Below are 23,187 nucleotides of genomic sequence, written 5' to 3' on the forward strand. Positions count from 1 at the left end.
CCCGACCTGCGTGGTTCGGGAGTGCTATCGCGATAGAGTCACTCGGCTGCGCGACGTCGCCACGCAGGCAACACTCGCTGCGACAAGAGGACGTAAGCCGTATCCAGACTCCTTTCGGAGGGCGACATCGTCACCGTTCGCGGGAAATCTATGCTTTTACGATTCCCGTTTCCCTACTCCCGATTCCCGGCTCCCTCACACCCACCCAGCCAAGGCGAATCCGCGGAAAATCAGATACGCCACGCCGGCGGCGGCGGGAATGGTGAGGATCCAGGCCCAGACGATGCGTTCGATGACGCCGAAGCGCAGCGAGCGCGGGTTCTTGGCGAAGCCCACGCCCATGATCGCGGTGGAGATGCTGTGGGTGGTGGACACCGGCATGCCGAAGTGCGCGGCCAGGGTCAGGATCGTGGCCGAGCTGGTCTCCGCGGCGAAGCCGTGGATCGGATGCAGCTTGACCATCTTGTGGCCCAGAGTCTTGATGATCTTCCAGCCACCGGAGGCGGTGCCGGCGGCCATCACCACCGCGCAGGTCAGCACGATCCAGGTCGCGATGCCCTGCCCCTGATGGGCGTCGGGATGCAGGAACGCCAGCCACGACGGCAGGTCGTCCAGGGCGCCGGTGCTCTGCGCGCCGATCAGGGTCATGGCGATGATGCCCATGGTCTTCTGCGCGTCGTTGTGGCCGTGCGCGTAGCCCATGTACGCGGCCGAGGCGATCTGCGCCTTGCCGAAGAAGGCGTTGACCCAGCGCGGCCGCGCCAGCCGCCCGAGCGGGCCGCCGAGCCTGGCCAGGCCGGCGATCGCCGCCCACAGCAGCAGCATCACCGCGATGCCGAGCAGGAAGCCGGCGATCGGCGAGGTGACCATCGGCACGAACACCTTCCACAGCAGGCCCTTGTTCTTGGCCCAGTCGCCGACGGTCTGCGACCAGATCAGCGCATCCCAGTCGTTGTGCGCCGCGGCCAGGCCGGCGCCGCACAGGCCGCCGATCAACGCGTGCGAGGACGAGGACGGCAGGCCCTTCCACCAGGTGATCAGGTTCCAGACGATGCCGCCGAGCAGCGCGCACAGCACCACCTGCGGGGTCACCGCGACCACGTCGGTGTTGAGCAGGCCGGAGGCGATGGTCATCGCCACCGCGGTGCCGGTCAGCGCGCCGACCAGGTTCATCGCCGCGGCCAGCATCACCGCCCAGCCGGGGCTGAGCACCTTGGTGGCGACCACCGTGGCGATCGAGTTGGCGGTGTCGTGGAAGCCGTTGATGAATTCGAACACCAGCGCCGCCAGGATCACGATCAGGACCAGGCTCAGCATCGGCGCGCCTCCACGCACGCGGCGGCGGCGGCCGGCGCGCGCAGGGCGCCACGGCCGCGCGGGCAGCTACTCCGCAGCGCGTCCATCAGGAGTTCTTCAGCACGATCTGGTAGACCACCACGCCGGCCTCGCGGCAACGGTCGATGGCCTTCTCCAGGATTTCGAAGAACTCCTTGAGCAGGAACATCTGCAGGTTGTCCAGGCGGCCGGAGTAGATGTCGCGGTACAGCTCCAGCATCAGCCGGTCGGCCTCGTTCTCCAGCGAGCGCAGCTTGTCGTTGAGCGCGCTCATCCGGTCCAGGTGCATGTTGCGCAGGTCGTGGACCATCTCCACCACCACCGCCGCGGCCTGCTCCAGCATCGCCGCGCGCGGGGCGAAGTCGATGTGCTCCAGGTGCTGGATCGCCAGCGAGTAGCGGTCGGCGAACTTCTCCACCTGCTTGGGGATCTTGTACAGCGCCGAGCCCAGCGCCTCGATGTCCTCGCGCTCGATCGGGGTCATGAAGCTGTCCACCAGCGCCTGGCCGATCTTGTCCGAGGCCGCGCGCTCGCGCAGGCGCGCCAGCTTGAAGGCGTCCAGCGCCGGCTGCCGGTCGGACTCGCGCATCATCGCGTGCAGGGCCTTGGTGCTGTCGTAGGCGGCCTGTGCCGCCTCGTCGAGCAGGGTGTAGAACTGCTTGCCGGAACCGAAGATGGTCTGCAACGAAAACATGCAACGCGCTTCCCGCCGTCGCGGGAAGGACGGCACTGGGGCGGAATTATGACTGTTTGCTGACACCTGCGGGTAGTCGCGGCCGCTGGGCAGGCCCCGGGCCATGTCGGCGCGGCGTGGACGCGGCCCCCGCCCGGGTTTGTTACCATCGCCGCCGCGCCCTTCGCGGGCGCACCCTATGGACGACAACCCCAGCCCCCCTCCCCTGCGCCGCAACGGCGCCCATGTCCCCGCTTTCCTTGGCGCCAAGGAGCGCGCACATGCTTGAACTGTTGATCGTTGCAGCCCTCATCCTGCTCAACGGTTTCTTCGCGATGTCCGAGATGTCGCTGATGACCTCGCGCAAGAGCCGGCTGAAGCAGATGGCCCAGTCCAGCACGCGCGCGGCCAAGGCCCTGGCGCTGGCCGAGAACCCCGAGCACTTCCTGTCCACCGTGCAGATCGGCATCACCGCCATCGGCATCCTCACCGGCACCTTCGGCGGCGAGGCCATGGGCGTGGCGATCGCGGCCAAGCTGCAGGCGCTGTTCCCGGCGCTGGCGGCCAACTTCACCCTGTTCGGCGACCCGCAGCCGTGGTCGGCGCTGATCGGCAAGACCCTGGCGATCGTGCTGATCACCTTCCTGACGCTGATCTTCGGCGAGCTGGTGCCCAAACGCCTTGCGCTGACCCGATCGGAGGTCATCGCCGGCTTCGTCGCCATTCCCATGGGCTGGCTGGCCCGGGCCGCCGCGCCGTTCGTCTGGGTGCTGTCGCGCTCGACCCGGCTGGTACTGCGCCTGCTCGGCCTGGGCAAGGAGGAATCGGCTTCGGTGACCGAAGAGGAGATCCGCATGCTGGTGGCCGAGAGCCACGAGGCGGGCGTGATCGACGCGCACGAGCGCGACATGATGAACCGGGTCATGCGCCTGGGCGACCGCACCGCGGACAGCCTGATGACCCCGCGCAACCGCATCGCCTGGCTCGACGCCAACGCCGAGCCGCAACGCAACCTGCAGGTGATGCGCGAACACGAGTTCTCGCGCTACCCGGTGTACCGCGGCAGCGATCAGGACATCGCCGGCGTGCTGGAGGTGAAGTCGCTGGTCACGCGCATGGACGGCGACGCCACTCAGCTGTTCCAGAGCCTGCGCGACACCCTGTTCGTGTCCGAGTCCACCCACGCGATGAAGCTGCTGGAGATCTTCCGCGAGGAACAGCAGTCGATGGCGCTGGTGGTGGATGAGTACGGTGAGATCCAGGGCCTGGTGACGATCAGCGACCTGATGGGCGCGGTGGTCGGGCGCCTGCAGTCGGCCGACACCGCCGACGAGGACGCGCTGGTGGTGACCCGCGCCGACGGCTCGCTGCTGATCGACGGCTCGCTCGCGATCGAGGAGCTGCGCGAACTGCTCGGTGGCGCCGAGCTGCCCAGCGCCGAGGAAGGCGACTACAACACCCTGGCCGGCCTTTGCATCTACTACTTCGGGCGCATCCCGCACGCCGGCGAGTTCTTCGACTGGGCCGGCTGGCGCATCGAGATCGTCGACCTGGACGGCGCACGCGTGGACAAGCTGCTGCTGCGCAGGCTGCAGGACGAGAACAGCGATGACATCACCGGGTGACGCACCCGGCGGTGCGCCGCACGACGGCGACCACGGCTACAGCGCCGAGGGCATCCGCACCCTGCTCGATACCTTCGTCCTGGGCGACCCGGACGAACACCTGCGGCTGCGGCTGATCCTCGCCGATCTGCAGCAGAGCGCGTTCGGCGTGTTCCTGTTCGTGGCGATCCTGCCCGCGTTCCTGCCGGTGCCGGGCCTGGCCGGCGGCATCAGCGGGCCGCTGGTGACGCTGATCGGCCTGCAGATGCTGATCGGGCTGCGCAAGCCGTGGTTGCCGCGCTTCATCGGCGAGCGCGGGCCGCGCCGCCGCACCATGCAGCGCTTCGTCGGCCGCATCGCGCCGTGGCTGCGGCGCCTGGACCGGCTGCTCAAGCCGCGCCTGCCGGCGCTGGTCGACACCCTGCCGGCGCGTGCGTTCAGCGGCCTGCTGTTGGTCGTGCTGGGGATCCTGCTGTCGCTGCCGATCCCGTTCACCAACTACGCCTTCGGCGCGATGCTGCTGCTGTTCGCGCTGGCGCTGCTGGAACGGGACGGTGGGCTGATGCTGCTGTCGTGGCTGGGCAGCATCGCGGTGGCGCTGAGCCTGGGGTTGGCTTCGGACCAGGTGGTCGACCTGGGCCGGGAATGGATGCAGAAGCTGCGCTGACGCATCGCGGCGGCAGCGCGCAGCGCCACCCGCTCACTTCACCAGGTACAGCCCGGTCTCGTTGGCGAACACGTTACGCATGTGCGCCTGGCGCGGCGAGGCGTTCTGGGTCGACCGCTCGGTCGCCTGGCCGCGGACGCGCTCCAGGCATTTGCTCAGCTGTTGCAGTGCCGCCTCCAATCCACATTCGTGCACCGGCGCCATCGGATGTTGTGCGTTCATTGCCGATCCCCTGTTCGCGTCGTTGTACGGCCATGTCCTGGGCCGAACGCCACGCTGATGCGTGACGCACCACGATCACATACCGGGCAAAATCAAGACATCGTGAAAGCCGTGCGTGCTGTGATGTTCATCAACAGGAGTGCGGCGTTTATCGCCCAGGTGCGTCTGCGCTCGTAGACACCTGCGCAACTGCGCGCATCAGGCGGCCGCAGCGACCTGGGTCCATGCCTCCGCCGCCAACTGGAACGAGCGCAAGCGCGCCGGGTGATCGTGGATGTTCGCGGTCAACAGCAGTTCGTCCGGGCGGTGCCGCGCGACGAAGTCCGACAGACCCTGCGCGACCGTGCCGGGATCGCCGAGCACGGTGCAGGCCAGCGCCCGCTCAACACCCAGCTTCTCGTGCGGTGCCCAGAACGCTTCGATGTCGTCGATCGGCGGCGGAATCAGCCCGGGACGGCCGCGACGCAGGTTGACGAAGCTTTGCTGCTGGGTGGTGAACAGACGCCGCGCCTCTTCGGTGGACGCGGCGGCCACCACGTTCAAGGCCAGCACCGCATACGGCGCCTGCAGGCGCGCCGACGCGCGGAACTCGCGGCGATACACCACCAGCGCCTCGTCCATCGCGTCCGGCGCGAAATGCGAGGCGAAAGCAAACGGCAGGCCCATCGCCGCGGCCAGGCGCGCGCTGAACAGGCTGGAGCCGAGCAGCCACACCGGCACCTCGATGCCGGCGCCGGGCACGGCACGCACCAGTTGCCCGTCCACCGCCGGCTCGAAATAGCGCAGCAGTTCGGCGACGTCGTGCGGGAACTGGTCGGCGCTGTCGAAGTAGCGGCGCAACGCGCGCGCCGTGGCCTGGTCGGTGCCGGGCGCGCGGCCAAGGCCCAGGTCGATGCGTCCGGGATACAGCGAGGCCAGGGTGCCGAACTGTTCGGCCACCTGCAGCGGCGCGTGGTTGGGCAGCATGATGCCGCCGGCGCCGACGCGGATGCGCTTGGTCCCGCCGGCCACATGCCCGATCAGCACCGCGGTCGCGGCGCTGGCGATGCCGGGCATGTTGTGGTGCTCGGCCAGCCAGTAGCGGTGGTAGCCCCAGCGTTCGGCGTGCTGGGCCAGGTCCAGCATGTTGGCGAAGGCGGTGCTGGTGTCGCTGCCTTCGCAGACAGGGGCGAGGTCGAGGATGGAGATCGGCATCATGATGCGGCGGGTTCCTGCAGGCGATACGGACGAGGTGGGGACGCCGGTTGCCGATTGCAGCGGCCGTGGCCGGAACGCTGATTTGCGCTGGGTGTGATGGGTGTGCGTGGGGGCGGGATGCTTGGCTGGCCGCCGTACCCTCACCCCAACCCCTCTCCCGGTGGGAGAGGGGCTTGGCTCCCCCCTTCTCCCGTCGGGAGAAGGTGCCCCGCAGGGGCGGATGAGGGTACGGGCGAAGCCTCGCGTCGACAGATCCATGCGGGCGCTACGCGCTCCGTACCCTCACCCCAACCCCTCTCCAAACGGGAGAGGGGCTTTGGCCTCTTCCTTCTCCCTCCGGGAGAAGGTGCCCCGAAGGGGCGGATGAGGGTACGGGCGAAGCCTCGCATCATCCGATCAACGCAAGCGCCACTACCACATTGGTTGCACAGCGCGCTGGCTAGGCTGACACCCCTGCCCTCGCCCGGTCGCCCCCATGTCGCTGATCCCGCCGCCCGCCCCCGTCCCCGCCCTGCCCTTGCGCGACCGTGTGGTGCTGGTCACCGGAGGCGCGCAAGGCATCGGCCGCGGCGTGGTGCAGGCGGTGCTGGGGGCTGGCGGCACGGTCGTGTTCGGCGATCTCGACGCCGACGCCGGGCGTGCCTGCGTGACCGAACTGGATGTCGGCGAGCGCCTGCTGTTCCGCCGCGTCGACGTGGCCGCCGAGGCCGGCGTGCGCCGCTTCGTCGATGCTGCGCTGGCCCGGTTCGGCCGCATCGACGGGCTGGTCAACAACGCCGGCATCGCCGATCCACACACCGGACCGCTGGAACGGCTGTCGCTGCGGGAGTGGAACCGACGACTCGGGGCGAGCCTGGGCGGCGCGTTCCTGTGCAGCAAGCACGCCCTGCCGGCATTGCGCGACAGCCGCGACGGCGGCGCCATCGTCAACATCGCCTCCACCCGCGCGCAGCAGTCCGAGCCGGACACCGAGGCCTACGCCGCGTCCAAGGGCGGGCTGGTGGCGTTCACCCACGCGCTGGCGATCAGCGCCGGGCCGGCGGTGCGGGTCAACTGCATCAGCCCCGGCTGGATCGCGACCGATGCCTGGCGCAAGCCGAATGCGCGGCGCACGCCCAAGCTGTCGCGGCAGGACCATGCGCAGCATCCGGTCGGTCGTGTCGGTACGCCACCGGACATCGGCGCCCTGGCGGTCTATCTGCTGTCGGCCCAGGCCGGCTTCATCACCGGCCAGGAGTTCGTGGTCGATGGCGGGATGACGCGCAAGATGCAGTACGCCTGACGGCGTGGGGATTGGGGAGTCGGGATTGGGGATTCGTTGAAGCCGCTGCTGCTTCGCCTGACGGGCCACGTGCATTAGCTGGCAGCAACCCGCCTTTGCCAATCCCCAATCCCGACTCCCCAATCCCGCGACAATCAGCCGCCCACCAGCGGCTCCAACTGCGGATCCAGCGCCACGCGTTCGTCGAAGACGAAGCAGCGGCCGTCGTAGCCCTCGCCGCCCACTTCCTCGAAGTAGCCGAGGATGCCGCCGTCCAGTTGCAGCACGTTGTCCATGCCGTCGGCGCGCATCCACAGCGCCGCCTTTTCGCAGCGGATGCCGCCGGTGCAGAAGCTGACCACGGTGGCATCGGCCAGGGCCGGGCGATGCGGGGCCAGCGCCTCCGGCAGGTCGGTGAACTTGACGATCGGCAGGGTCAGCGCTCCGGCGAAGGTGCCGTAGACCACTTCCTGCGCATTGCGCGTGTCCAGCAGCACCACGCGCCGGCCATCGTCGTCGTGCCCCTGGCGCAGCCAGCGCTGCAGGGTGGCCGGGGCCACCGTTGGCGCGCGCTCGGCCTCCAGCGGCGACGATGCGTCGCGGCGGAAGCTGATGATCTCCGGCTTGACCTTGACCTTCAGCCGCGCGAACGGCTGCTGTGCGCTGGTGCTGGACTTGACGCGCAGGTCGGCGAAGCGCGGATCGGCGCGCAACTGCGCGTAGAAGTCGTCGATCGCCGCCGGCGCACCGGCCAGGAACAGGTTGATGCCCTCGCCCGCCACCAGGATCGTGCCGCGCAGGTCGCCGTCCTGCGCCCAGGCATGCAACTGCGCGGCGAGCGCGTCGGGGTCGGTGATGGCGACGAAGTGGTAGGCGGCGGTGTTGGCGATCATCGGCGCATTTTAGAGCCTGCGGCGCATGCCCGCTGCGCGAATCCGGCCGCGCCAGCGCACACCGGCACCCCGGCGACGCGTGTTGCAGCGCGCGCCGCTACCCGCGCAGCAGCAGGAACGGCAGCAGCACCAGCGAGGCGACCAGCAGCATGCCCAGCAGCGTCGCCAGCACGAACAGCGGGCGCCGCCGCAACAGGCCGGCGAAGGTCTCGGCGCTGCCGTCGCGCAACGCCGCGGCGCGCTCGGCGCGGGCGCGTTGGCCACGTTCGGCCTGGTACTCGGCCAGCAGCACCCTGGCGCGCGCCTGCTCGGCGTCCTTGCGCAGCCAGATGCCGCCGGCGGAGATGCCGAAGGTGCCGGCGCGGGTCTCGTAGTAGCCGATGCCGGCGCCGTCGAGCAGCGCACACACGTCGGCGCGTTCGTCGTCGGGCACGTGGCGCAGGTTGAGCAGCAGTTTGGCCATGCGCCGCATGATAGCCGCTGCGGCGATGCGCTACCCTTGCACGCCCTGCCCGCCGTGGACGTCCCGCATGCGCCGAATCCTGCTGCTGTTGAGCCTGTCGTTGCCGGCGTGGCTGCTGAGCGGCTGCACGCCGCCGGGTCCGCCGCCGGGCGGCAGCATCGTCGCGTTCCAGGCCACCGACGAGCGCGTCGGCGACGGCGCCGAGGCGCGCCCCGGCAGCCGCGTCACCGTGCACTACACCGGCTGGCTGTACGACGAGCACGCCAAGGACAAGCGCGGAGAGAAGTTCGACGCCTCCGCCGACCACGGCCAGCCCTTCAGCTTCGTGCTGGGCGGTGGTCAGGTGATCCGCGGCTGGGACGAGGGCGTGGCCGGCATGCGCGTGGGCGGCAAGCGCCTGCTGATGCTGCCGTCGGACTACGGCTACGGCGACAGCGGCGCCGGCGGGGTGATCCCGCCGGGCGCCTCGCTGGTGTTCGAGGTCGAACTGCTCGATGTCCAGCCGCGTTGAGCCGACTGCGCCGATGCCCGCCAGCAAGCACGCCGCGCCGGTGCGCGGCCGTCTCGTCATCGTCGGCGGCGGCCCGGCCGGGCTGATCGCCGCCGAGACCGCGCGCGCCGCCGGCGCCGAGGTCGACGTGTACGAGGCCAAGGGCTCGGTGGGACGCAAGTTCCTGATCGCCGGCAAGGGCGGCCTCAACCTGACCCACTCCGATCCGTTCGAGCGCTTCGTCGCCCGCTACCGCGACCGCGCGACCGCGGTCGGCGACTGGCTGGCCGACTTCGATGCCGACGCGCTGCGCGCCTGGGCGCAGGCGCAGGGCGTGGAGACCTACGTCGGCAGCTCCGGCCGGGTGTTCCCGCTGGACCGCAAGGCCGCGCCGCTGCTGCGCGGCTGGGTGCGGCGGTTGAAGGACGCCGGCGTGCGCTTCCACGTGCAGCAGCGCTGGCTGGGCTGGGCCGCGGACGGCGCGCTGCGCTTCGCTGGGGCCGACGGCGAGCAGCGCGTGCAGGCCGATGCCTGCGTACTGGCGCTGGGCGGCGGCAGCTGGCCGCAGCTCGGCTCCGACGGCGCCTGGCAGGACACGCTGCGCGCGCGCGGCGTGGAAGTGGCGCCGCTGCAGCCGGCCAACTGCGGCTTCGACGTGGACTGGAGCGCGCACTTCCGCGAACGCCATGCCGGCGCGCCGCTGAAGCCGGTGGTCGCGCACTGGCACGATGCGCAGGGCCAGGCGCAGTCGCTGCAGGGCGAATGCGTGGTCGGCGAGCACGGCATCGAAGGCAGCCTGATCTATGCGCTGGCTGCGGACCTGCGCGAGGCCATCGCCGCGCACGGCCCGGCCACGCTGTGGCTGGACCTGGTACCCGGCCGCGACCTGCCGCGGCTGCAGGCGGAACTGGGCAAGCCGCGCGGCGGCCGCAGCTTCGGCGAGCACCTGCGCCGCCAGGCCGGCATCGACGGGGTCAAGGCGGCGCTGCTGTTCGAGATCCTCGGCAAGCAGGCCGGCCAGGATCCGGCGCTGGCCGCGGCCACGCTCAAGCGCCTGCCGCTGACCCTGCAGCGCCCGCGCCCGCTGGCCGAGGCGATCAGCAGCGCCGGCGGCGTGCGCCTGGAGGCGCTGGATGCGCACCTGATGCTGCGGGCGCTGCCGGGCACGTTCTGCGCCGGCGAAATGCTCGACTGGGAAGCGCCGACCGGCGGCTACCTGCTCACCGCGTGCTTCGCCAGCGGCGTGCGCGCCGGGCGCGGCGCGGCGGCCTGGCTGCAGCGCGCCACGCGCTGATCGACATCGGCACGGCGACTGGCCGGAACGGCCAGTGACCTTCGGGCCTGTCGTCGCCATCGCCGCAGCACGTATTCCTGCATGGACGTGGTGACCGCGGCTGTCTCGCGGTTCCAGGTCACCTGCCGCCTGGAGCGACGTATGCGTCCATCGATCCTGTTCTGCGCACTTGGCCTGGCCGGCAACGTCGTGGCCGCGAGCGCCCTACCCGACACCAGCACGACGATGCGCCAGGTCGAGCATGGCCTGTTGCCGGCCGTGGTCACCCAGAACCAGGCGGGCGCGCAGCTGTCGCTGCTCGACCAGATGGACGCACTGCACGTCCCGGGCGTGGCGATCGCGGTGATCCATCGCGGCCGCATCGCCTGGGCCAAGGGCTATGGTGTCACCGCCACCGGCGGCGCTGCGGTCGACGCCAGGACCCTGTTCCAGGCCGGCTCGGTGAGCAAGCCGGTGGCGGCGATGGCGGCCTTGTCCCTGGTCCAGGACGGACACGTGACGCTGGACGCCCCGGTCAATGCGCGCCTGACCTGGTGGACCCTGCCCGATTCCGCCGACAGCCACGACCATCCGGTGACCCTGCGTCAGTTGCTGTCGCACACCGCCGGCACCAGCGTGCACGGTTTCGACGGCTACGCCCGCGGCGCCGCCGTCCCCACCCTGCAGCAGGTGCTCGACGGCCAGGCGCCCGCGAACTCGGCGCCGGTGCGGGTGGAGGCGCCGGTCGGGGTGCGCTACCGCTATTCGGGCGGCGGCTACACGGTGATGCAGCAGTTGCTGATCGACGTCGGCGGACAGGACTTTCTGACGCTGCTGCAGCAGCGCGTGCTGGCGCCGCTGCGCATGCGCGCCAGCAGTTTCCGCCAACCGCTGCCCGCACGCGATCTGGCGCACGCGGCGCAACCGCACGATGCCAATGGCGCACCGGTGGCAGGCGGCCCACACACCTACCCGGAACTGGCCGCGGCCGGCCTGTGGACCAACGCGCAGGACCTGGCGCGCTATGCGATCGAACTGTGCGCTGCGCAGGCCGGCCGCGGCCGCGTGCTGTCCGCCGCCAGCGCCCGCGCCATGATGACCCCGGTGCGGGACGGCTACGGCCTGGGCCTGAACATCGGCGGCGCCAGCGCGCGCAAGTACGTCTATCACGACGGTTCCAACGCCGGCTACAAGGCCACGCTGGTGGTGTATCCGCAGGGATGCGATGGCGCGGTGGTGCTCAGCAATGGCGACCAGGGCTACCAGCTGGGTCTGGAGATCGTGCGCGCCATCGCCGCGGCCTACGCCTGGCCGGACTTCCAGCCGGTCCGGCGCACCGCCGTCGCGCTGGACATCGCCGCGCAACGACGCTTCGTCGGCACGTTCGCCATTCCCGAGCTGGGCACGTTCCGGATCCGCGAAGCGCAGGGCCGCCTGCTGGTGGAACTGCGCAAGGATCAGGCGTATCCGCTGATTCCCGCGTCGGATCACGCATTCTTCCTGAGCGCGCAGGACATCGTCATCCGCTTCGATACGCGCGGCGATGCCGACCAGGGCACGCTCGACGCCGATGGCGGTCACTATCCGTTCCGGCGCGTGGCCGCGGACAGCGCACCGTAGCCAGCGCGGGCATCGCGCCGGCAGAACGCGCTCAGAGGGTTGCGATCTGCACCCGCGCCTGCGGATCGCGCTTGGCCACGTACATGGCCTCGTCGGCGCGCTGGGTGAGCAGCACCGGATCGAAGCCGGGGCCGGACTGCACGGCGATGCCGATGCTCGGCTGCAACGGGAGGTGCCGGCCACTGACCTCGCAGCCGTCCGCGCACGCCTCCATGATCCGCGCCGCGGCCGCCAGCACTTCGCGCCTGGCGTCGGCCAGGCCTTCCAGCAGCACCACGAACTCGTCGCCGCCCAACCGCGCGATGCTGTCCTGCCCGCGCAGGCAACGCTGCAGCAGCCGCGCGAAGTGCACCAGCAGCGCATCGCCGACGTGATGGCCGAAACGATCGTTGACGCCCTTGAAGTCGTTCAGATCCAGGAACATCACCGCCACCTGGCCCTGGCTGCGGCGCTCGCTCATGCGTCGCCGCAGCGTCTGATTCCAGGCCATCCGGTTCGGCAGCCCGGTCAGTTCGTCGCGCAGCGCGCGCTCTTCCAGCAACCGCGCCAACCGGGTCTGCCCGGTGATGTCGCTGATCATCAGGTGCAGGCCGACCCGCTGCGGCGCCAGCGCCACGTCCGGGATGAGGCTGAAGTGCATGATCCGCAGGGCATCGGCGGCATCGCATAACTCCGCATCGAACTGCGCCGGCACGCCCTGCAATGCCGCCGGCAGATGCGGTTGCAGCAAAGCCAGTTGCTGCGGGTCCAGCACCTCGTGCAGGCGGCGGCCGATGATGCGCTCCGGTGCCAGCCCGAACCACGCCGCATACGGCCGGTTGACGAACTGGTAGCACAGGTCGTGGTCGAGGTAGGCGATCAGCGCCGGCGCGTTGTCGGCGATGGTGCGCAGCTGCGCCTCGCTGTCGCGCAGGCGATGTTCGGCCAGATGCTGCTCGGTGATGTCCTGGATATGGGTGACGAAGTGCAGCGGACGCTGCTGTTCGTCGCGCACCAGCGACACCGCCAGACGCGCACGCACGGTATGGCCGTCGTGGTGACGGTAGCGCCTTTCGCTGCGGTAATCGCTGCGGTGGCCGGCGATCAGCGCGGCCACCTGTTCCATGTCCTCGGCCAGATCTTCGGGATGGGTCAGATCCTGGAAACGCAACTCCAGCAGTTCTTCGCGGCTGTAGCCGAGCATCGCGCACAAGGCGTCGTTGACGTCCAGCCAGCGCCCCTTCAGCGACACCAGCGCCATGCCGTGCGCGGCCGCCGAGAAGGCGCCGGAGAAACGCTGCCCCGCCAGCAGCGCCGCGTGCGACGCCGCGCGTTCGGCGCTCACGTCGCGCATCACGCACACAGCGCCCAGGCTGCGCCCATCGCCGCCGTCCAGCCGTTCCGCATTGCACAGCACGCTGCGCGGCGCCTGCCCCTTGGCGGCGATCACGATTTCCGCATCGCGCACCGATTCGCCGCGCCAGGCGCGGACCAGCGGCACTTCCTCGCTGGTCAGCGGGCGCCGGCCACTGGCATCGAACAGGTCGAAGTACTGCGCCCACTGCTCGGGCGGCAAGGCGCGCGGATCGGCCCCGTGCCACTGCCGCGCCACCTGGTTGAACTCGCCCAGCGTGCCATCGGCCAGGCACGAGACCACACCGTCGGGCATGGTTTCCAGCAGCAGGCTCAGCGTCTTGGCCTGGTCGTGGGCGATGCGTGCGTCGCGGCGCGCCTCCAGATGCGCGGTGACCTGCCGGGCCAGGCGCTGCAGACCTTCGCGCTGGCGTGCGTCCAGTTGCCGCGGACGGGTGTCGATCACGCACAGGGTGCCGTAGCTATAGCCCTGGTCGCCGACCAGCGGCATGCCGGCGTAGAAACGCAGGTGCGGCGCGCCGCACACCAGCGGGTTGCCGGCGAAACGCGGATCCAGTGTGGCGTCCGGCACCTCCAGCAACTGCGACTCCAGCAAGGCATAGGTGCAGAACGCCATCTCGCGCGGATAGCCGGTGGTGCCGGCGGGCAGGCCGCAGCTGGCCTTGAGCCATTGCCGGCGTTCGTCGATCAGCGAGACCAGGGCGATCGGCACCTCGCACAGCCGGCTGGTCAGCCAGATCAGGTCGTCGAAGGTCGGCTCCGGCGAGGTGTCCAGCATCCCCAGCTCGGCCAGCGCACGCAGGCGCTCCGCTTCGTCGACGGGCAGCGGCGCGGGAACGACGTCGGGGACCGAGGGTTGGTTCATGCGCAGCACGCCGAGGAGGAACCGGCACGATAGCCGGCAGCGGTGTGGATGGCGAGCATGCGCAACGCGTGCGGCAGTGCAAAAAAGGCCGTCGTTGCCACATCCGCGCCATGTTGTGGGATACCGACCTCAGCGTGGCGCCGCGCCGCGCTTCTCCATGAACCCGCACGCCAGCACGATCCCGCTGGGATGGGGATAGCCTCCCTCGCGCACCGCCACATACCCTTGCGAACGGTAGAACGCCACCGCGTTCAGCGCAGCGGCGACATGGATGCGCGGACAGGCTGCAAGGCGCTGTTCCAGTGCCTGCAGCAGACGCCGGCCGAGGCCGCCGCCGCGCAGGGTGGGATCGACGAACAGGCCGTCGATCTCGGCACCGGCCAGGTCGACGGTGCCGAAGCCGAACACGCGTCCGTCGCGATCCTCGGCGACGATCACCCCACCCGCGACGACCAGCCCGCGGTACGACGCCGGTGCCGGCGCCGCCGACCAGCGCGCGATCACCTCCGGCGGATAATGGCTGCAGCAGACCTCGCGCACGCAACGGGTGCGCAACGCCCACAGCGTCGGGATGTCCTCGGGCACCCCGTGCCGCAACCGTATCGGCGGCGGCGCCTCGCTCATTGCGACTTGCTGTCGCGCAGGCGCCGGATCCGCTCCGGCGGCTGGAACGAATCGCTGCGCGCGTCGCCCCAGTAATCGTGGAAGACCGCATGGTCGGGCACCGTGCGCAGCAGTTCGCCCGGCTCCAGGTAGCGGTACAGCGAGGCCAGCGAGCGGATCTCCACCTGCGAGATGCGGCGCAGGATGTGTTCCGGCCCCAGTTGCGAAGGATGCGTCAGCCCGGCGGCGCTGAGCAGTTCGCGCAGGGCCTTGAGCGTGTTGGCGTGGTAGTGCGCGACCCGGGTGGCCTTGTCGGTGGGGTCCAGGTGCTGCCAGCGGCGCCGGTCCTGGGTGGCGATGCCGGTGGGGCAGCGGTCGCTGTGGCAGCTCAGCGACTGGATGCAGCCCAACGCGAACATGAAGCCGCGCCCGGCGTTGCACCAGTCCGCGCCCAGCGCCAGGGTGCGCGCGATGTCGAAGGCGCTGGTGATCTTGCCGGCGGCGCCGAGCTTGATGCGCTCGCGGATGTCCAGCCCGACCAGGGTGTTGTGGACCAGCAGCAGGGCTTCGTGCATCGGCACGCCGACGTGGTCAATGAACTCGGCCGGCGCCGCGCCGGTACCGCCCTCGGCGCCGTCGACGACGATGAAATCCGGGTACAGCCCGCTTTCCTGCATCGCCTTGGCGATGGCGAACCACTCCCACGGGTGGCCGATGGCCAGCTTGAAACCGGTCGGCTTGCCGCCGGACAGTTCACGCAGCCGCGCCACGAACTGCAGCAATTCCAGCGGCGTGGAGAACGCCGAATGCCGCGACGGCGACACGCAGTCGCGGCCCATGGCGACGCCGCGGGTGGCGGCGATCTCGGCGCTGACCTTGGCCGCCGGCAGCACCCCGCCATGGCCCGGCTTGGCGCCCTGCGAGAGCTTGATCTCGATCATCTTGACCTGCTCCAGCGTCGCGTTAGCGACGAAGCGCTGCGGGTCGAAGCGCCCCTCCTCGTCGCGGCAGCCGAAGTAGCCCGAGCCGATCTCCCACACCAGGTCGCCGCCGCATTCTCGGTGGTAGGGCGAGATCGAGCCCTCGCCGGTGTCGTGGTAGAAGCCGCCCTGGCGCGCGCCGGAATTGAGCGCGCGGATGGCGTTGGCCGACAGCGCGCCGAAGCTCATCGCCGAGATGTTGAACACGCTGGCCGCATACGGCTGCGCGCAGTCGGCGCCGATGGTGACGCGGAAGTCGTGGTCGGCAATCTCGCTGGTGGCCAGCGAATGGTTGATCCACTCGTAGTCCGGCGCGTAAGTGCTGCGCTGGGTGCCGAACGGCACCACGTCCATCACGTTCTTGGCGCGCTGGTACACCAGGGCGCGCTGCTGCCGCGAGAACGGCGCCTCCTCGATGTCGCTCTGCAGGAAGTACTGGCGCATCTCCGGGCCGACCGATTCCAGGCCATAGCGGAAGTGCGCCAGGATCGGGTAGTTGCGGCGCAGGGTGCTGCGGGTCTGCAGCAGGTCCACGGTGCCCAGCCCCGCCAGCACGGCGAAGGCGGCCACGCCCCAGCCCCACAGCGGCCAGATCGCGCACAGGGCGATGGACAGCGCCAGCAGCAGGCAGCTGGCGAGATAGGCTAGGTAGCGGTGCATCGCGGTCCTCGCAGGCGTCGGAAGCCGGCGAGTGTAGAGGGTGTGGCGGTCATGGCGTTGCCACCGCCGCCGGGGTCGCTCCGCGCAGGTACAGCTTGCCGGTGCCAGGCGCGCCCGCGCCCCGTCTTACAGGCGGTCGTCCACCGCCGCGCGCGGCCACACCGACTTGACGTCGTAGACCACCAGGTCGGGCGTGCCGAGCGCGCGGATCTGAGCCGCGTCCAGGTCGCGGTAGGCCGCGTGCGCCACCGCCAGCACCACCGCGTCGTAGCGGCCGGGCACCGGTTCGGGCAGCAGCTCGACGCCGTGTGCCTGCGCCGCCTGCGGATCGGCCCAGGGATCGCACGCATCGACGCGGGCGCCGGCCGCGGCCAGCGCCTGCACCAGCTCCAGCGCGCGGCTGTTGCGCAGGTCCGGGCAGTTCTCCTTGAAGGTGACGCCGAGCACCAGCACGGACGCATCGGCCATCGCCACGCCCTTACCGGCCAGCAGTGCCTGCACCCGCGCGGCGACATGCGCGCCGACCCGGTTGTTGACCTGGCGCGCGGTGTGGATCAGGTCCGGGTGGTAGCCCACGCTCTCGGACTTGTGCAGCAGGTAGTAAGGATCGACGCCGATGCAGTGGCCGCCGACCAGGCCCGGCCGGAACGGCAGGAAGTTCCACTTGGTGCCGGCGGCGTCCAGCACGTCCTGGGTGTCGATGCCGAGCCGGTCGAAGATCAGCGCCAGCTCGTTGACCAGGGCGATGTTGACGTCGCGCTGGATGTTCTCCACTACCTTGGCCGCCTCGGCCACGCGGATCGACGGCGCGCGCCAGGTACCGGCGGCGATGATGCCGGCGTACAGCGCGTCGACCGCGGCGGCGGCGGCGGGGTTGGAGCCGGAGGTGATCTTGCGGATGTCGGCCAGGCGCCGCTGGCGGTCGCCGGGGTTGACCCGCTCCGGGCTGTAGCCGCAATGGAAGTCGACGTCGCAGCGCAATCCCGAGCCCTGCTCGAGCAACGGCACGCAGACCTCTTCGGTGGTGCCTGGGTAGACGGTGGACTCGTAGATCACCAGGTCGCCGCGCTTGAGCACGCCGGCCAGCAACTCGCTGGCCTGGCGCAGCGGCTGCAGGTCGGGCTGCTCGTGCGCGTCGATCGGGGTCGGCACGGTAACGATGTACACGTTGCGGTCGCGCAACTCGGCGGCATCGTCGCTGTAGCGCAGGTGCACGCCGGCGCGCAGTTCCTCGGCCTCCAGTTCCAGGGTCTGGTCGTGCCCGGCGCGCAGTTGCGCCACCCGCTGCGCATCGATGTCGTAGCCGAGCGTGTCGTGGCGGGCGCCGAACGCCACCGCCAGCGGCAGGCCGACATAGCCGAGGCCGATCACGGCAATGCGCGGAGGCGCGGAATCGAACACGGGGGCGACGGACATGCCAATCCTTTACGGGCGCCGGCAGCGGCGGCCGTCGGCGCGTGGTGGGGAAATCGGGGTGCCCGCGGACGCGGACCTCGTGCATGGTAAGCCGCTGCAGCGGCGCGGACCAAGTCGACCGGCGGAACGCCGGGGTCGCAGATGCGCGCCTCGTCTTCACACGCCGCGTCGGCCGCCTTCACAACGCTGTGTGTGAAAGTCGGCGTCCAACATCACGCTTTGTGGCCGTGTGAGCGCGCGTCTTGTCATCCACACCACATGAGCACCACCTCACCTTTACGCGCCGCGGCCTAGGGTGATGGAGCGGTGGCTGCCAGGGGGGCACCCTCCGCCTCCCTCTTTCCTCTCACTCAAGGAGAACTCGCGTGAGTCACGCTCCGAGCCTGCTCGTGGATGTCGAAGCCGAATTGGCGCATTGGAAGGCGCTGCACGCGGCGGGCAAATTGGGGTCGCAGTCGTTCAGCGAACATGCGCGCCTGATCAAGATGGCCTGCGATGTGTTCCTGCAGTTGCCGCGCGAATCCAACGACGTGCGATTGCAGCGCCTGCGTCAGCGCTACGACGCCGAACACCCCTGGCCGCGCATCGCCTGGAGCGATGCCGAAACCCTGGTCGTCGCCTGCTGGGCGCGCCTGGACGGATCCGAGCAGCACGACCGCCATCCGGATCCGGCGCCCACCCCCGCCTGATCCAGGAAGTTCGTCATGTCCCCGCCCGCCAACCGCGACAACGCCCACGATTCCCAGCAACGCAGCCACACGCCGGACAAGATCCACAACGACGATGCGCAGTGGAAGGATCGCGACCAACCCGACAGCGACCCCAAGCGCGACCACGCCGATCCCGAGCACGACTACCCGCGACCGGACGGCAGCGAGTAAGCAGGCCACCACGCCCGCTGCGGCAGCGTACCGTCGCCGCAGCGGCACCCCTCTCGCTCCCTCACGCCCCTTCGGCCATCAGCGCAGGCTCGATCCGCGCACGATGCAGCGGCCGCTGAGCACCACCTTGCGGGTGGGCTGCGTCGGCGCGTTCATCCGCTCCAGCAGCAACGACATCGCGGTACGTCCCATCTCCTCCACCGGCTGTTCGATCACGGTGATGCCGGGCTCGACCAGGTCGGTCCAGCTTTCGTTGTCGAAGCCGGCAAGCGCCAGATCCTGCGGAATGCGCAGGCCGGCGCCGCGCGCGGCCTTCATCGCGCCCATCAGCAGCAGGCTGTTGCTGGCCACCAGCGCGTCCGGTCGCGACGCCTGCGCCAGCCAGTCCTGAACCTCGGCGATCGCCGCCTCCGCGCTCGGCGCCACCTCGCGGTAATCCGGCGCCAGGCCGTGCCCGCGCATCGCCTCCAGATAGCCGTCGCGACGCTCGGCGGCGGTGCTGCTGGTCCTGCCGAACAGGCCGCCGATCCGGCGCACGCCCCGGTCGACCAGGTGATCGACCAGGGCCGCCATCGCTGCCGCATTGTCCAGCACCACGCTGTCGTGCGTGCCACTTTTGCCGGCGCGGTCCAGCAGCACCACCGGATGGCCGAAGCTCAACTTGCCCAGTTGGCTCTGGGTGGTGCGGGTGGGGGCGAAGATCAGCCCGCTGACCCGCTCTTCCTGCATCAGTTGCAGGTACAACGCCTCGCGCTGCGGATCCTCGTCGGTATTGCACAGGATCACGCGCATGCCGGCGCGGTAGGCCACGTCCTCGACCGCGCGGATCGCCGCGGTGAAGAACGGATTGCGGATGTCGGCGACGATCAGGCCCACGACCCCCGAGTGCTGCGAGCGCAGCCGCCGCGCCATCAGGTTGGGCCGATAGCCGGTTTCGCGCACCGCTGCTTCCACGCGCGCGCGCACCTCTTCGCTCACCGGGCCGTGGCCCAGTGCGCGCGACACCGTCGAGGTCGAGACGCCGGCGACCCGCGCCACGTCGTGGATGCTGACGCTCACTGGCAACGTTCCCGCTTGTTTTCCATGTCAACCCCCTGTCTTTGTGGCGCCTCGGGATAGTAGCACCAGGGTTTTCCGGAAGAATTGTGCACTGCACATTGACGATCGACTGGGAACGTTCCCACACTGCGCCCACTCGTCGCCCACCCTCAAGGACTCCGCGTGTCCCAGACGCCCTCCTCCTCCCTGGTTTCCAGCGACCTGGTCCGGGTCGCCGCCCAGGCCCACGACAAGGCCGACGCGATCGCCCAGGCGGCGCAGTTGCTGGTCGCCGCCGGCTGCGTGCCGCCGGCCTACGAGGCCAGCATGCTGCGCCGCGAAGCACTGGCCAACACCTTCCTGGGCCATGGCGTGGCGATCCCGCATTGCACCGGCGAGGACCGCCACCTGGTGCGCCGCGACGGCATCGCCGTCCTGCAATTGCGTGAGGGTGTGGAGTGGAACCCGGGCCAGACCACGCGCCTGGTGGTCGCCATCGCCGCCCAGTCCGACACCCACATCGCCGTGCTGCGGCGGCTGACCCGTTTGATCCAGGACCCGCCGCGGCTGGAGGCGCTGTTCGCCAGCGACGACCCGCAGGCGATCGTCGCCGCGCTGAGCGAGGACGCGGCCCCCACCGCGCCCACCGCCCCGGCCAGCGACCTGGCCGAACGCTTCGACTGGACCGTGCGCTATCCCACCGGCCTGCATGCCCGCCCGGCCACGCGCTGGGTGGAAACCGCGCGCGGCTTCGCCGCCCGCATCCAGGTGCGCGCCGGCGACCAGGTCGGCGACGCCAAGAACCTGGTGTCGCTGCTGCAACTGGGCCTGCACGCCGGCGACACCGTGACCATTTCCGCCGAGGGCCAGGACGCCGCGGCGGCGCTGGCGCGGCTGCGCAGCGTGATCGACGCGCTGACCGCGCAGGAGCAGGCCGATGCCGACGCCGCCGCGCAACGTCGCGCCGCGCCGGTCGCCGGCTGGACCCCGCCACAGGCGCAGCCGGCCATCGTCGGTATCGGCGCCAGCCCCGGTCTGGCGATCGGTGTGGTGCACAAGCTCGCCGGCCACGACGTCGCGGTGGCGGACACGCCGGTGCCGCTGAGCGACGGCGGCGCCCTGCTGCACGACGCCCTGCAGCGCACCCGCGCGCAACTGCAGGCCATCGAGGACGACACCCGGCGCCGCCTCGGCGCCGGCGACGCGGCGATCTTCCGCGCCCAGGCCGAACTGCTCAACGACACCGACCTGATCACCCTGGCCTGCCAGTTGATGGTCGAGGGCCACGGCGTCGCCTGGTCCTGGCAGCAGTCGGTCGAGCGCCTGGCCAACAAGCTCTCGGCGCTGGGCAACGCGGTGCTGGCCGGGCGCGCCAGCGACCTGCGCGACGTCGGCCGCCGCGTGCTGGCGCACCTGGATCCGAGCCTGGCCGGCGGCAGCCTGGCGCAGTTGCCGGCCGCGCCGTGCATCCTGCTCGCCCACGACCTGTCGCCGTCGGATACCGCCAACCTCGACACTGGTCGCGTGCTCGGCCTGGCCACCGCCGTCGGCGGGCCGACCTCGCACACCGCGATCCTCTCGCGCACCCTCGGCCTGCCGGCGCTGGTCGCCGGCGGCGCCGACCTGCTGGACCTGGAGGACGGCGCCACCGTCATCGTCGACGGCACAAGTGGCCGCCTGTACCTGGCGCCGTCGGAGGCCGACCTGGCCTCGGCCCGCGCCTACATCGACGAACAGCAGCAACTGCGCGCGCGCGAGGCCGAGCAGCGCAACCAGCCGGCGCAGACAGAGGACGGCCATCGCGTGGAGATCGGCGCCAACGTCAACCTGCCCGAGCAGGTCGCCGCGGCACTGGCGCAGGGCGCCGAGAGCGTGGGCCTGATGCGCACCGAATTCCTGTTCCTGGAACGCGGCAGCACGCCCAGCGAGGACGAGCAATACGCCACCTACACCGCGATGGCGCAGGCGCTGGACGGCCGCGCGCTGATCGTGCGCGCGCTGGACATCGGCGGCGACAAGCAGGTCGCGCACCTGAATCTGCCGCGCGAGGACAACCCGTTCCTGGGCGTGCGCGGCGCGCGCCTGCTGCTGCGCCGCGCCGACCTGCTGCAACCGCAGCTGCGCGCGCTGTACCGCGCGGCCAAGGACGGCGCGCGCCTGGCGATCATGTTCCCGATGATCACCTCGGCGGCGGAATTGCTGACGCTGCGCGCCGAATGCGAGCGTCTGCGCGCGGAACTGCAGGCGCCGGAGGTGCCGCTGGGCATCATGATCGAAGTGCCGGCCGCGGCGATCCAGGCCGATGCGCTGGCCAAGCACGCGGACTTCTTCTCGATCGGCACCAACGACCTGACCCAGTACACCCTGGCCATCGATCGCCAGAACCCGGACCTGGCCGCCGAGGCCGACAGCCTGCATCCGGCGGTGCTGCGGCTGATCCGCACCACCGTCGAGGGCGCGGCGCGTCACGGCCGCTGGGTCGGCGTGTGCGGCGGCCTGGCCGGCGATGCGTTCGGCGCGGCGCTGCTGGCCGGGCTGGGCGTGCACGAGCTGTCGATGACGCCCAACGACATCCCCGCAGTGAAGGCGCGCCTGCGCGGCAGCCGCCTGGACGCGCTGCAGGCGCTGGCGCAGCGCGCGCTGGAGTGCGAGAGCGCGGCGGACGTGCGCGCGCTCGACGGCGGAGCCGGCGCATGAGCGTCGATGCCGTCACCGTCACCCTGAATCCGGCGATCGACCTGACCGTGGCGATCGACCGGCTGCAACCGGGCCAGGTGCACCGTGCGCGCAGCGCCCATGCCATCGCCGGCGGCAAGGGCATCAACGTCGCCGCCTGTCTGGCCGACGCCGGGCTGCGCTGCGCCGCGCTCGGCGCGCTCGGCGCGGACAACGCGCAGACGTTCGAGGCGCTGTTCGCCGAACGCGGCATCGACGACCGCTGCCTGCGCGTGCCCGGCGACACCCGCACCAACCTCAAGCTGGTCGCCGACGACAGCGGCGCCACCACCGACATCAACCTGCCCGGCCTGGCCCTGGACCAGGCGCAGCTCGACAGCGTCGGCGCGCGCCTGGCCGAGCTGCTGCGCCCCGACCTGCCGGTGGTGCTCTGCGGCAGCCTGCCTGCCGGCCTGGCCGAGGACACCTGGCGGCATCTGCAGGCGCAGGCCGCCGCGGCCGGCGCGCGGGTGCTGCTGGACACCAGCGGTGCGCCGCTGCACGCCGCCCTGGACGCGCCGCGCGCGCAACTGCCGTTCGCGATCAAGCCCAACCGCCACGAACTGGAGGAATGGGCCGGCGCACCGCTGGCCAGCACCGCCGACCTGCTCGGCGCCGCACGCGCCTTGCTGGCGCGCGGCATCGGCCTGGTCGTGGTGTCGCTGGGCAGCGACGGCGCGCTGTTCGTGCGCGGCGAGCAGGCGCTGCTGGCGCAGCCGCCACAGGTGACCGGCGGCAGCAGCGTCGGCGCCGGCGATGCCATGGTCGCCGGCCTGGTCGCGGCATTGCGCGCCGACGCCGACCTGGCGACCTGCGCGCGCCAGGCTACCGCCTTCGCCGTGGCCACGCTGGGCAGCGGCGTGGCCCGCCGGCTGCCGCGAGAGCGCCTGGCCGAGCTGGCCGCCGCGGTCCGCGTGGAGACCCTGGCATGACTTCCGTCGCGTCGCTGCTGTGCGCCGCGCCCTCTTGCGCTCATCG

The 23,187-nt window shown here is 70.8% G+C and carries 21 protein-coding genes; 10 read left to right on the top strand and 11 right to left on the bottom strand.

The annotated features are described in order from the left end of the window. Nucleotides 1-195 precede the first annotated feature (195 nt). A complete protein-coding gene (locus AC1G9L_RS12805; protein WP_010343422.1) occupies nucleotides 196-1,317 on the bottom strand; it encodes an inorganic phosphate transporter in 1,122 nt (373 codons plus the stop codon). An 85-nt stretch (nucleotides 1,318-1,402) separates the two neighbouring features. Beyond that, nucleotides 1,403-2,029: a DUF47 domain-containing protein gene (locus AC1G9L_RS12810; RefSeq protein ID WP_010343421.1), complete on the bottom strand. Its 627-nt coding sequence runs from the start codon at nucleotides 2,027-2,029 to the stop codon at nucleotides 1,403-1,405. A gap of 260 nt (nucleotides 2,030-2,289) precedes the next feature. On the opposite strand from AC1G9L_RS12810, the gene AC1G9L_RS12815 reads away from it, so the two are divergent. Beyond that, nucleotides 2,290-3,633, top strand: a complete 1,344-nt coding sequence (locus tag AC1G9L_RS12815; protein WP_019802464.1) for a CNNM domain-containing protein — start codon at nucleotides 2,290-2,292, stop codon at nucleotides 3,631-3,633. Then, on the top strand, nucleotides 3,617-4,279 hold the full coding sequence (locus tag AC1G9L_RS12820) for an exopolysaccharide biosynthesis protein (protein WP_010343419.1): 663 nt from the start codon (nucleotides 3,617-3,619) through the stop codon (nucleotides 4,277-4,279). Before AC1G9L_RS12815 ends, AC1G9L_RS12820 begins: the two co-directional genes overlap by 17 nt. A 33-nt stretch (nucleotides 4,280-4,312) precedes the next feature. On the opposite strand, the gene AC1G9L_RS12825 is transcribed toward AC1G9L_RS12820, so the two are convergent. Both AC1G9L_RS12825 and AC1G9L_RS12830 read right to left on the bottom strand, forming a co-directional pair. Continuing rightward, a complete protein-coding gene (locus tag AC1G9L_RS12825) occupies nucleotides 4,313-4,501 on the bottom strand; it encodes a hypothetical protein (protein WP_019802461.1) in 189 nt (62 codons plus the stop codon). A gap of 198 nt (nucleotides 4,502-4,699) precedes the next feature. Further along, a complete protein-coding gene (locus tag AC1G9L_RS12830; protein WP_019802460.1) occupies nucleotides 4,700-5,698 on the bottom strand; it encodes an MsnO8 family LLM class oxidoreductase in 999 nt (332 codons plus the stop codon). 475 nt (nucleotides 5,699-6,173) lie between these two features. On the opposite strand from AC1G9L_RS12830, the gene AC1G9L_RS12835 reads away from it, so the two are divergent. Further along, on the top strand, nucleotides 6,174-6,980 hold the full coding sequence (locus AC1G9L_RS12835; protein WP_481069247.1) for an SDR family oxidoreductase: 807 nt from the start codon (nucleotides 6,174-6,176) through the stop codon (nucleotides 6,978-6,980). A gap of 134 nt (nucleotides 6,981-7,114) precedes the next feature. Here the strand turns inward: AC1G9L_RS12835 and AC1G9L_RS12840 are convergent, their stop codons facing one another. After that, complete coding sequence (locus AC1G9L_RS12840; RefSeq protein WP_019800697.1) at nucleotides 7,115-7,852, bottom strand: sulfurtransferase; 738 nt, start codon at nucleotides 7,850-7,852, stop codon at nucleotides 7,115-7,117. Nucleotides 7,853-7,949: 97 nt separating this feature from the next. Further along, complete coding sequence (locus AC1G9L_RS12845; RefSeq protein WP_481069248.1) at nucleotides 7,950-8,315, bottom strand: DUF6164 family protein; 366 nt, start codon at nucleotides 8,313-8,315, stop codon at nucleotides 7,950-7,952. A 67-nt stretch (nucleotides 8,316-8,382) separates the two neighbouring features. Here AC1G9L_RS12845 and AC1G9L_RS12850 point away from each other — a divergent pair, with 67 nt between their 5' ends. The 3 genes from AC1G9L_RS12850 (at nucleotide 8,383) to AC1G9L_RS12860 (ending at nucleotide 11,698) form a co-directional block, all read left to right on the top strand. Next, the gene (locus tag AC1G9L_RS12850) at nucleotides 8,383-8,826 is read left to right on the top strand and encodes an FKBP-type peptidyl-prolyl cis-trans isomerase (RefSeq protein ID WP_481069249.1); all 444 of its coding nucleotides are present in this window, start codon (nucleotides 8,383-8,385) and stop codon (nucleotides 8,824-8,826) included. A gap of 13 nt (nucleotides 8,827-8,839) precedes the next feature. Beyond that, nucleotides 8,840-10,099: a TIGR03862 family flavoprotein gene (locus tag AC1G9L_RS12855; protein WP_481071128.1), complete on the top strand. Its 1,260-nt coding sequence runs from the start codon at nucleotides 8,840-8,842 to the stop codon at nucleotides 10,097-10,099. 141 nt (nucleotides 10,100-10,240) lie between these two features. Further along, the gene (locus AC1G9L_RS12860) at nucleotides 10,241-11,698 is read left to right on the top strand and encodes a serine hydrolase domain-containing protein (protein WP_481069250.1); all 1,458 of its coding nucleotides are present in this window, start codon (nucleotides 10,241-10,243) and stop codon (nucleotides 11,696-11,698) included. A gap of 31 nt (nucleotides 11,699-11,729) precedes the next feature. Here the strand turns inward: AC1G9L_RS12860 and AC1G9L_RS12865 are convergent, their stop codons facing one another. The 4 genes from AC1G9L_RS12865 to AC1G9L_RS12880 form a co-directional block, all read right to left on the bottom strand. Then, a complete protein-coding gene (locus AC1G9L_RS12865) occupies nucleotides 11,730-13,916 on the bottom strand; it encodes a diguanylate cyclase domain-containing protein (RefSeq protein ID WP_019799805.1) in 2,187 nt (728 codons plus the stop codon). A gap of 129 nt (nucleotides 13,917-14,045) precedes the next feature. Continuing rightward, nucleotides 14,046-14,519 carry a GNAT family N-acetyltransferase gene (locus AC1G9L_RS12870; RefSeq protein ID WP_481071130.1) on the bottom strand — a complete coding sequence of 158 codons (474 nt, stop codon included), beginning with the start codon at nucleotides 14,517-14,519 and terminating at the stop codon, nucleotides 14,046-14,048. Nucleotides 14,520-14,536: 17 nt separating this feature from the next. Next, complete coding sequence (locus AC1G9L_RS12875) at nucleotides 14,537-16,159, bottom strand: glutamate synthase-related protein (RefSeq protein ID WP_019799803.1); 1,623 nt, start codon at nucleotides 16,157-16,159, stop codon at nucleotides 14,537-14,539. A gap of 126 nt (nucleotides 16,160-16,285) precedes the next feature. Continuing rightward, entirely contained in the window at nucleotides 16,286-17,575 is a 1,290-nt protein-coding gene (locus tag AC1G9L_RS12880) for a nucleotide sugar dehydrogenase (protein ID WP_019799802.1), read from the bottom strand. 365 nt (nucleotides 17,576-17,940) lie between these two features. Here AC1G9L_RS12880 and AC1G9L_RS12885 point away from each other — a divergent pair, with 365 nt between their 5' ends. Further along, the gene (locus AC1G9L_RS12885; RefSeq protein ID WP_017911090.1) at nucleotides 17,941-18,264 is read left to right on the top strand and encodes a hypothetical protein; all 324 of its coding nucleotides are present in this window, start codon (nucleotides 17,941-17,943) and stop codon (nucleotides 18,262-18,264) included. Between the two features lie 15 nt (nucleotides 18,265-18,279). Beyond that, on the top strand, nucleotides 18,280-18,456 hold the full coding sequence (locus tag AC1G9L_RS12890; protein WP_010341034.1) for a hypothetical protein: 177 nt from the start codon (nucleotides 18,280-18,282) through the stop codon (nucleotides 18,454-18,456). Between the two features lie 78 nt (nucleotides 18,457-18,534). Here AC1G9L_RS12890 and AC1G9L_RS12895 read toward each other — a convergent pair whose 3' ends face one another. Continuing rightward, nucleotides 18,535-19,515 carry a LacI family DNA-binding transcriptional regulator gene (locus tag AC1G9L_RS12895; RefSeq protein WP_010341033.1) on the bottom strand — a complete coding sequence of 327 codons (981 nt, stop codon included), beginning with the start codon at nucleotides 19,513-19,515 and terminating at the stop codon, nucleotides 18,535-18,537. Nucleotides 19,516-19,677: 162 nt separating this feature from the next. Between AC1G9L_RS12895 and ptsP the strand changes: the two genes are divergently transcribed. Further along, a complete protein-coding gene (gene ptsP / locus AC1G9L_RS12900; RefSeq protein ID WP_481069251.1) occupies nucleotides 19,678-22,191 on the top strand; it encodes a phosphoenolpyruvate--protein phosphotransferase in 2,514 nt (837 codons plus the stop codon). Next, nucleotides 22,188-23,141 (top strand): 1-phosphofructokinase, encoded by a 954-nt coding sequence (gene pfkB, locus AC1G9L_RS12905; protein WP_481069252.1) that lies wholly within the window; start codon nucleotides 22,188-22,190, stop codon nucleotides 23,139-23,141. The genes ptsP and pfkB overlap by 4 nt, the downstream gene beginning before the upstream one ends. The last annotated feature ends 46 nt before the right edge of the window (nucleotides 23,142-23,187 follow it).

It is taken from the genome of Xanthomonas sp. NCPPB 1132, from assembly GCF_056629235.1.